The organism is Myxococcus sp. AM011 (genome assembly GCF_013372595.1).
GTDB classification, from domain to species: Bacteria; Myxococcota; Myxococcia; order Myxococcales; family Myxococcaceae; genus Myxococcus; species Myxococcus eversor.
In genome coordinates this window covers 1-8556 of record NZ_JABXEM010000372.1, presented here as the reverse complement: position 1 = coordinate 8556, position 8556 = coordinate 1, and the positions used below count along the sequence as shown (strand labels likewise).

Sequence of the window (8556 nt, the reverse complement as noted above, 5' to 3'; positions counted from 1 at the left end):
TCTCTTCTCCCACCGTCGCGCTTCTCTCTGAGCGGCTGGAGTTGCTCCACGGCTCCTCGTCTCGCCAGCCGGCACTCGTCCCTGTCGACCGCGCCCAGCCGCTGCCCCTCTCCTTCGCCCAGCAGCGTCTCTGGTTCCTCGACCAGCTCCAGCCCGGCTCTTCCGCCTACAACATCCCCTGGGTCCTCAAGCTCTCCGGCTCGCTGGACAGTTCCGCACTGCTTCAGTCCCTCAACGCGCTGATTCAGCGCCACGAGGCCTTGCGCACCCGCTTCGCTGTTCACGAGGGACAGCCTGTTCAGCTCATCCAGCACGACTTCCTGCTGGAGATGCCTCTCGTCGACCTCTCGTCCCTGCCCGAGCACGAGCGCGATGCAGAGGCCCAGCGTCTGGCTTCCGCCGAGGCTCTGCGTCCCTTCGACCTGGCCCGTGGTCCTGTCGTCCGCACTTCACTGCTCCGCTTGGATGAGACGCAGCACCAGCTCCTCGTCACCGTCCACCACATCGCGTCCGACGGTTGGTCCATCGCCGTCATGGTCCGCGAGCTGGCGGCGTTCTACCGCCAGTTCTCCGGCGGCGAGGCCGCCCAGCTCGCACCCCTGCCCATCCAGTACGCCGACTTCTCCGTCTGGCAGCGTCAGTGGCTCCAGGGCGACGTCCTCGCCTCGGAAATCGGCTGGTGGCGCAACCAGCTCTCCGGCGCTCCTCCTTCCATCGAGCTGCCCACCGACAGGCCTCGGCCCCCCGTCCAGACCTTCCGTGGTGCTCTGCTTCCCTTCGAGCTGTCTCCGGAGCTGACCCTCGCCGTAAAGGCGCTCGCCCAGCGTGAGGGCGCCACGCCCTTCATGGTCCTGCTCGCCGCCTGGCAGCTCCTGCTCTCCCGCTACTCTCGTCAGGACGACATCAGCGTTGGTTCTCCCATCGCCAACCGCAACCGCGCCGAGACCGAAGACCTCATCGGCTTCTTCGTCAACACCCTCGTCCTGCGCGCTCGCATCAATGGCAGCCAGTCCTTCCGCGAGCTGCTCTCCCAGGTGCGCCTGTCCACCCTCGCCGCCTACGAGCACCAGGACGTCCCCTTCGAGAAGCTCGTCGAGGAGCTCCAGCCTCAGCGCGACCTGAGCCGTTCTCCGCTGTTCCAGGTCTCCTTCGTCTTCCAGAACGCTCCTGACGAAGCGCTCCGCCTCCCGGGCCTCTCCCTCGACTTCCTCACCTCCGAGCTTCACTCCGCCAAGTTCGACCTCTCTCTCGGCATGAGTGAGAGCCAGGGTCGACTGCTCGGCACTCTCGACTTCAACTCCGACCTCTTCGACGCCGCCACCCCGCGTCGCATGGCTCGCCACTTCGAGAATCTGCTCGCCGACGCCACCTCTCGCGTCGACGTGCCCCTGCGTCACCTCGGCCTCCTCGCCGACGACGAGAAGTCCCAGCTGCTCTCCGACTTCCAGGGCGCGCAGGTGCAGTACCCGAGCGAGGCCACACTCCACTCGCTCATCGAAGCCCAGGCGCTGCGCACTCCCGAGGCCGAGGCTGTTCGCTTCGAGGACAGCGTCCTCACCTACGCCCAGCTCGACTCGCGCTCCAACCAGCTCGCACACCACCTGCGCTCGCTCGGCGCTCGGCCCGGCGTCCTCGTCGGTGTCTGCCTCGAGCGCTCGCTCGACCTCGTCGTCTCGCTCGTCGCCGTCCTCAAGTCTGGCGCCGCCTACGTCCCCCTGGACCCCGCGTATCCGCGTGAGCGCCTCGCCGGCATGCTCGAGGACGCCAATGCTCCCGTCCTCCTCACGCATGAGCGCTTGAAGGACGTCCTCCCTCCGCACGCCGCTCGCGTGCTGTGCCTCGACTCCGAGTGGGACGCCGTCTCGCGCCAGCCGTCCTCGGCCCCCGCGCGGCTCGCCGGCCCGGATTCGCTCGCCTACGTCATCTTCACGTCCGGCTCCACGGGCCGGCCCAAGGGCGCCATGAATGCCCACTCAGGCGTCATCAACCGCCTGCTGTGGATGCAGCAGCAGTTCCCACTGGCGGCATCCGACTCCGTCCTCCAGAAGACGCCCTTCTCCTTCGACGTCTCCGTCTGGGAGTTCTTCGCCCCTCTCATCTCTGGCGCTCGCCTCGTCCTCGCGAAGCCCGGTGGACACCAGGACCCCGCCTACCTCGTGCGCCTCATCGCCGAGCAGCGCATCTCCATCGTCCACTTCGTCCCGTCGATGCTCCGCGCCTTCCTGGAGGAGCCGGGACTCGAAGCGCTGTCTCACGTCCGTCGTCTGGCATGCAGTGGTGAAGCCCTCCCCGCCGAGATGGTGCGCCGCGCCCACTCGCGACTGCCTCACGCGGAGGTCTTCAACCTCTACGGCCCCACCGAGGCCGCCGTCGAAGTCTCCTTCTTCCAATGCCTCCCGGGGGACGCTCGACACTTCGTCCCCATGGGCAAGCCCGTCGCGAACACGCGGCTCCTCGTCCTCGACGAGTCCGGCCAGCCTTCTCCCGTGGGTGTCCCCGGTGATCTTCTCATCGGCGGCGTCCAGGTCGGCCTCGGATACTGGCGCAGGCCCGACCTCACCGCTGAGCGCTTCATCCCCGACGCCTTCAGTGCAACCCCTGGCGCGCGCCTCTACCGCACTGGCGACGTCGCTCGCTGGTTGCCAGATGGGACGCTCGAGTACCTCGGCCGCTCCGACTTCCAGGTCAAGCTGCGCGGCTTCCGCATCGAGCTGGGTGAGGTCGAGGCCGTCCTCCGCACCCTTCCCTCTGTCTCGGATACCGTCGTCGTCGTCCGCGATGAGGCCCACCTCGTCGCCTACGTCGTCCCCTCGCCCTCCACGACTCCCGACTCCCAGGCCCTTCGCTCGGCGCTCTCGCTCCAGTTGCCCGAGTACATGGTGCCGTCGGTCTTCATCCTCCTCGACGCACTCCCGCTCAATCCCAGCGGCAAGGTGGACAGGAAGGCCCTTCCCACACCGGACTTCGTCGCCGCCGCGCGCGAATACGTCGCGCCCCGCACTCCGGCCGAGGAACTGCTCGCGTCCCTCTTCTCGCTCGTCCTCGGCGTTGAACGAGTCGGTGTCACCGACAACTTCTTCGAGCTCGGCGGCCACTCCCTGCTCGCCACCCAACTCATCTCCCGAGTCCGCAAGGCCTTCGGCGTCGAGCTGCCCGTTCGCGCGCTCTTCGAGGCCGCCACGGTCGCGCAGCTCGCGCCTCGCATCGAGGCTTCACGTCTGGCCCAGGATGGCCTCCAGCTCCCGCCCTTGGCGCCCGTGGCTCGCTCCGGAGACCTGCCCCTCTCCTTCGCCCAGCAGCGCCTGTGGTTCCTCGACCGGCTCCAGCCCGACAGCCCCTTCTACAACATCCCCACCGCCCTCCAGGTCAACGGGGAGCTGCACACCGACGCCCTCACCCGCGCCCTCCACGAGCTGGTCCGTCGCCACGAGTCCTTGCGCACCAGCTTCGTCACCCGCGCCGATGGCGAGCCCGCTCAGCGCATCCTCACCGACGTCGAGTTCTCCCTTGCCCACGTCGACCTCGGGCACCTCGAGGAATCCGCTCGCGACGCCGAGGCCCAGCGCCTCGCCACCGCGGAGGCGCAGAAGCCCTTCAACCTGACTCACGCGCCGCTGCTCCGCGCCACCCTCGTGCGTCTCTCCGAGCAGCGCCACGTGCTGCTCATCACCGTCCACCACATCGTCTCCGACGGTTGGTCCACGGGTGTCTTCGGGCGCGAAGTCATTGAGCTCTACTCAGCCTTCAGCCAGGGCCTGCCTTCTCCTCTGGCTCCGCTCACGCTCCAGTACGCCGACTACGCCGCCTGGCAGCGCGGCTGGCTGCGCGACGAAGCCCTGGCTCAGCAAGTCTCCTGGTGGCGACAGCACCTCGCCGGCGCACCTCAGGCACTGGAGCTGCCCACCGACAGGCCCCGCCCTCCTGTCCAGTCCGCTCACGGCGCCAACCTCCCCGTGCGCCTCGGCGCGGACCTCACCACCGCGCTTCGCACCCTCTGCGGCCGCGAGGGTGTGACTCCCTTCATGGTGTTGCTGTCCGCCTTCAACGTCCTCCTCGCCCGCTACTCCGGACAGGACGACATCGTCGTCGGCTCGCCCATCGCCAACCGTCGTCAGGCCGAGCTCGAAGGCATCATCGGCTTCTTCGTCAACACCCTCGCGCTTCGCACCCAGCTCCGACTGGACATGTCCTTCCGCGAGTTGCTCGCCCAGGTGCGCGAGTCCACCCTCGGCGCCTACTCGCATCAGGACGTCCCCTTCGAGAAGCTCGTCGAGGAGCTCCAGCCTCAGCGTGACCTCAGTCGCTCGCCTCTCTTCCAGGCCATGCTCGCATTGCAGACGGCGGCTCCCTCCACGCCCCGTTCCGGCGCTGACGAGTCGACGGTCCTTCGCGCCCTCGACGTGGACAGCGGCACCGCCAAGTTCGACCTCTCGCTGCTCCTCGTCGACTCCGGCGACGACATCCACGGCCTGCTCGAGTTCAACACCGACCTCTTCGACAGGAGCACCGCCCAGCGTCTCGGTGAGCACCTCTCACGCCTGCTCCAGTCCGCCGTCTCTGACCCGAGCCAGTCCCTCGCTCACCTGCCGCTGCTGAGCGCGGAAGAGAAGCACCAGTTGCTCACCGCGTGGAACGACACGTCGGGCATCCCCCACGTCGCGTCGCTCATCCACCGTCCCGTCGAAGCCCAGGTCGCGCGCAAGCCTCACGCCATCGCCGTCTCCGACGGTGTCTCGTCGCTCACCTATGCTCAGCTCGACACGCGCGCCAACCAACTCGCGCACCTGCTTCGCCAGCACGGCGTCACTCCGGGAAGCTCCGTCGGCATCTGCCTCGACAAGTCCCTCGACATGGCTGTCGCCGTCCTCGCTTCTCTCAAGGCCGGCGCCTCCTATCTCCCGCTGGACCCCAACTACCCCTCCGAGCGCCTCGCCTTCATGCTCGAGGACTCTTCAGCGCCCGTCGTCCTCTCGCACTCCAGCCTCCGCGCTTCGCTGCCCGCGGAGTCCACGGCGCGGCTCGTCCTCGTCGACACGGAGGCGGATGCCCTCTCCGCTCAGCCTCCTCACGCGCCTCAGCTGGCGCTGTCGCCCGAGTCTCCCGCCTACGTCATCTACACCTCCGGCTCCACCGGCAGGCCCAAGGGCGTCGCCCTTCCTCACCGCGCGCTGAGCCACCTGCTCTCCTGGCAGTTGCGTCAGTCCGCGAAGCCTTCGGCCACCACCCTCCAGTTCGCCTCGCTCAGCTTCGACGTCTCCTGCCAGGAGCTCTTCTCCACCTGGTGGGCCGGCGGCACCCTCGTGCTGCCCACGGGTGGACTGCGCCAGGACATTCCGGCGCTGCTCGACTTCATGCACCAGCAGCGCGTCGAGCGGCTCTTCCTGCCCTTCGTCGCTCTCCAGGCGCTCGCGGATGCCGTCTCTCACGGCGCCACCGTTCCGACGACGCTGCGCGAAGTCGTGACGGCGGGTGAGCAGCTCCAGGTCACTCCCGCGCTCGTCTCTCTCTTCGAGAAGCTTCCGGGCTGCGTCCTGGAGAATCAGTACGGCCCCTCCGAGACTCACGTCGTCTCCGCGTTCCGCATGCAGGGCCCGCCGGCCTCCTGGCCGCGTCTGCCCTCCATCGGCTCTCCGCTTCCCCACACCCAGCTCTTCGTCCTCGACTCTCTCGGCCTGCCCTCCCCCATCGGCGTTCCCGGGGAGCTCTTCATCGGCGGCGCTCACCTCGCCCTCGGCTACCCTGGCCGCCCCGAGCTGACGGCGGAGAAGTTCGTCCCCCACCCCTTCGCTTCAACTCCTGGCGCACGCCTCTATCGCACCGGCGACTCCGCTCGCTGGACGGCCGACGGCACCGTCGAGTTCCTCGGTCGTCTTGACGGTCAGGTGAAGCTGCGCGGCTTCCGCGTGGAGCTCGGTGAAGTCGAAGCCGCGCTGCGCTCCCTCTCCGGCATCCGAGACGCCGCCGCGCTCGTCCGCGAGGACGTGCCCGGCGCCAAGCGCCTCGTCGGCTACTTCGTCCCCGTCTCCGGGGCGGACGCAGTCACTCCCGAAGCACTCCGCTCCGCCCTGCTCAAGCGGCTGCCCGAGTACATGGTGCCCTCCGTCTTCGTCCCACTGGAGGCCCTGCCCCTCACGCCCAGCGGAAAGATCGCCAGGAGGCTGCTGCCCGCTCCCGACGCGGCCAGCCTCACGGACGAGGCCACCTTCGTCGCGCCTCGCACTCCCACCGAGGAGAAGCTCGCCGAGCTCTTCCGCGCGGTCCTCAACCTGCCTCGCGTCAGCGTCACCGACAGCTTCTTCGCCCTCGGTGGCCACTCCCTTCTCGCCACCCAGGTCGTCTCCCGCATCCGCTCCACCTTCAACATCGAGCTCCCCCTCCGCGAGCTCTTCGAAGCGCCCTCCGTCGCACAGCTCGCCGAGCGACTGGAGCAATACTCCGTCGACTCGAAGGTCCCCGCACTCGTCCCCGTCGACCGTGCTCGGCCGCTGCCGCTCTCCTTCGCGCAGCAGCGTCTGTGGTTCCTGGATCAGCTCCAGCCCGGCGGCTCCGCATACAACATCCCGTGGGCGCTCAAGCTCACCGGCACCCTGGATTCAAACGCGCTGCTCCTGTCCCTCCGCGCGCTGGTGCAGCGCCACGAGGTGCTGCGCACTCACTTCGCCATTCACGAGGGTCAGCCCGTCCAGCGCATCCAACAGGACGTCGTGCTGGAGATGCCGCTCGTCGACCTCCGCGCGCTGCCTCAGCAGGAGCGAGACGCGGAAGCCCAGCGCCTGATGCGCGAGGAGGCGCTGCATTCATTCGACCTGTCTCGGGGTCTGCTGGTCCACATGACCCTGGTGCGCTTGAGTGATGACGAGCACCTCCTGCTCGCCACCGCACACCACATCGTCTCCGACGGATGGTCTGTCGCCATCATCGTCCGCGAGCTCGCCGCCTTCTACCGGCAGTTCGCCGGGGGAGAATCCGCCCAGCTCGCCCCCCTGCCCATCCAGTACGCCGACTTCTCCGTCTGGCAGCGCCAGTGGCTCCAGGGTGACGTCCTCGCGTCCGAGATCGATTGGTGGCGTAACCAGCTCGCCGGTGCCTCGACCTCTCTCGAGCTGCCCACCGACAGGCCTCGTCCCGCCGTTCAGACCTACGGGGGCGCCATCGTCCCCGTGGTCCTCTCCAGACAGTCGAGCGACTGGGTGAAGGCGCTCGCCCAGCGAGAAGGCGCCACGCCTTTCATGGTGCTGCTGGCTTCCTTCCAGCTCCTGCTCTCCCGCTACTCGGGTCAGGAAGACGTTTCGGTGGGCTCGCCTCTCGCCAACCGCAACCGCTCCGAGACCGAGGGGCTCATCGGCTTCTTCGTCAACACCCTCGTCTTCCACGCTCGCCTCGATCCGAAGCAGTCGTTCCGTCAATTGCTCTCAAAGGTGCGCCTGTCCACGCTGGCCGCCTACGAGCACCAGGACGTCCCGTTCGAGAAACTCGTCGAGGAGCTTCAGCCGCAGCGTGACCTGAGCCGCAGCCCGCTGTTCCAGGTCACCCTCACTCTTCAGAACGCTCCTGAAGAGGAGCTCGAGCTCCCCGGCATCACGCTGGGCGCACTGCAGCCGAGCGTCGAGTCCTCGAAGTACGACATCAGCCTCTTGCTCGAAGAACGCAGCGACGGCTTCACCGGTGTCTTCAACTACAACACCGACCTCTTTGACGCGGCGACCATGGAGCGCCTCTCGCGTCACTACGCGGTACTGATTGAAGCGCTGCGTTCCGCCCCTGATGCGCAGCTCCGTCTGATTCCGCTGCTCACGGCGGAAGAGAAGCAGCAGGTACTCACGGGCTGGAATGGGGCTGTTAGCGAGTACCCGCGCGACGCGTCCATCCATGGACTCTTCGCTCAGCAGGCCGTGCGCACGCCCGACGCTGTTGCTGTCGTCTCCGGCGAGGAGTCACTCTCCTACGCCCAGCTCGACTCGCGCTCCAACCAGCTCGCTCATTACCTGCGCTCGTTGGGTGTGCTCCCGGGCTCTCGCGTCGCCGTCCGCCTCGACCGCTCCGCCGACCTCATCGTCTCCCTCCTCGCCATCCTCAAGGCGGGGGCCGCCTACGTCCCTCTCGACAAGGCCTGGCCCTCCGAGCGTCTCGCTTTCGTTCTCCGTGAGTCCGCTGCGGGCGTCGTCCTCTCCCACTCTGACGTCGTCGACGACTTGCCGGCCTTCGGCGCCGTCCTCCTCGTCATCGATGAGGAGGCTTCTCGCATCGCGCGGCTGCCCTCTTCTCCTCTCGCAAGTGCCGTGACGGGGGATGACCTCGCCTACGTCATGTTCACCTCCGGCTCCACGGGTGAGCCCAAGGGTGTCTGCGTCCCTCACCGCGGCGTCACTCGCCTCGTCTCTTCTTCCTTCATCTCCTTCGGCGCCTCCGACGTCTGGCTCCACGCCGCCCCCGTCGCCTTCGACGCCTCCACCCTCGAAATCTGGGGCGCCCTCCTCCACGGCTCCAAGCTCGTCCTCGCTCCTCCTCACTCGCTGTCACTCGAGGAGTTGGGCTCTCTGCTCGTCCGCGAGGGCA

At 67.9% G+C, this 8556-nt stretch carries 1 protein-coding gene; it reads left to right on the top strand.

From position 1 onward, the window contains the following. Positions 1-8556: non-ribosomal peptide synthetase (locus HUW62_RS43550; protein ID WP_176437801.1), on the top strand; the 8556-nt coding region annotated here is incomplete at both ends.